The sequence below is a fragment of the Pseudomonas sp. TWI923 genome (assembly GCF_039673365.1).
Classification (GTDB): domain Bacteria; phylum Pseudomonadota; class Gammaproteobacteria; order Pseudomonadales; family Pseudomonadaceae; genus Aquipseudomonas; species Aquipseudomonas sichuanensis.
On record NZ_JBDJLM010000173.1, the window covers coordinates 1 to 1,439 of the forward strand.

The 1,439-nt window shown below is 67.3% G+C and carries 2 protein-coding genes; both read right to left on the reverse strand.

Features of this window, described 5'->3' with window-relative positions:
- Positions 1-58: 58 nt before the first annotated feature.
- Complete coding sequence (locus tag ABE459_RS25970) at positions 59-235, reverse strand: DUF4175 domain-containing protein (RefSeq protein WP_258705557.1); 177 nt, start codon at positions 233-235, stop codon at positions 59-61.
- Complete coding sequence (locus ABE459_RS25975) at positions 232-1,344, reverse strand: PepSY-associated TM helix domain-containing protein (RefSeq protein ID WP_323830162.1); 1,113 nt, start codon at positions 1,342-1,344, stop codon at positions 232-234. The genes ABE459_RS25970 and ABE459_RS25975 overlap by 4 nt, the downstream gene beginning before the upstream one ends.
- Positions 1,345-1,439 lie beyond the last annotated feature (95 nt).

The following is a 1,439-nucleotide window of genomic DNA, read 5'->3' on the forward strand; positions in this document are numbered from 1 at the left end:
CCGCTGTGCGGCCCTATCGCGACACAAGGCCGCTCCTACACGGACAGCGTGGTTCCCTCTAGCGTCGCCAGAACCCGCTCAGGCCCAGCACGGCCGAAGCCCCCAGGCCGATCCAGGCCAAGCTATCCCAGACCCCATCCCCAAGCAGCGCGGCGAACAGCCCGACGAGGCTCAGCAGCGCCACCAGCGCCGGCCAGGCGAAGATCCGCCCGGTGCTTTGCGAGTTGTGGCTCATGCCCGCGCCTCCTTCGCTTTGCGCTGTTTGCCCCACCACAGGTACAGGCCGCTGCCGAGCACGATGATGGTCAGCACGTCGAGCACGGCCCAGAGGATCTGCATCGGCCGCCCGCCGTAGTCACCAAAATGCAGCGGCTGCGACAGGCCCATGGCGTCCATGTACCACGGGCGCTCGCCGACGGCGGTCACCTGCAGCGTGCGGGCGTCGATCAGCACTGGGGTGAACAGGTGCGAGGTCAGCGGCGTGGCGCCATTCATGAACACCGCGTAGTGGTGCTCGCTGGAAAAGCGTGTGCCGGGGAAGGCGATGAAGTCCGGGCGCATGCCGGGGGCGGCTTGTTCGGCGATATGCAGCAGCTGGGTGGCCGGTGCGCGCTCGGTGAGGGGTGGCGTATCGCGGTAGGGCGCGACCATGGCCGCCAGGCTGTCGTTGCGCCAGGCGGCGATGACCAGGTCGGACAGTGCGCTGATCACCCCGGTGACGCCCACCACCAATGCCCAGCTGAGGGTGACCACGCCGATCAGGTTGTGCAGGTCGAGCCAGCGCAGCCGTGATGATTTTTCGTGGCGCACGGTGGCGAACTTCAGGCGGCGCATGAACGGCGCGTAGAGCACGGTGCCGGAGACGATCGCCAGCACGAACAACACGCCCATGAAGGCCAGCAGCAGCTTGCCCGGCAGCCCGGCGAGCATGTCCACGTGCAGGCGCAGCATGAGCATCATGAAGCCGCCGTTGGCAGCCGGCATGGCCACCGCCTCGCCGGTGCGGGCGTCGAGCATGAAGGTGTGCGAGTCGTTCGGGTCGGTGCCGGCGGTGGCGGCGGTGATCGCCACCACGCCGTTGGGTTCGTCCTTCTCGTAACCGAAGTACTGCATCACCTCGCCGGGGCGGTGCTGCTCGGCCTTGAGCACCAACTGCTGCAGGTCCAGGTGCGGGGTGCCTGCGGGCATCTCGCGCAATTCGGGGGCTTCGCCCAGCAGATGCTCGATCTCGTGGTGAAAGATCAGGGGCAGGCCGGTGAGGGCGAGCAGGAGCATGAAGAGGGTGCAGATGAGGCTGGTCCAGGTGTGGATCGCTGACCAGCGGCGGATGGTTTGGCTTTTCATCACGGTACCGTTTACGTCTGTTGGACCGTGGGGCTGCTGCGCAGCCCTTTCGCCGGCAAGCCGGCTCCCACAATGCGATCCCTGTGGGAGCCGGC

What these genes read in the sequence shown, in the direction of transcription:
- ABE459_RS25970 (WP_258705557.1), bottom strand. Translation starts at nt 235, where the DNA reads ATGAGCCACAACTCGCAAAGCACCGGGCGGATCTTCGCCTGGCCGGCG.
- ABE459_RS25975 (WP_323830162.1), bottom strand. Translation starts at nt 1,344, where the DNA reads ATGAAAAGCCAAACCATCCGCCGCTGGTCAGCGATCCACACCTGGACC.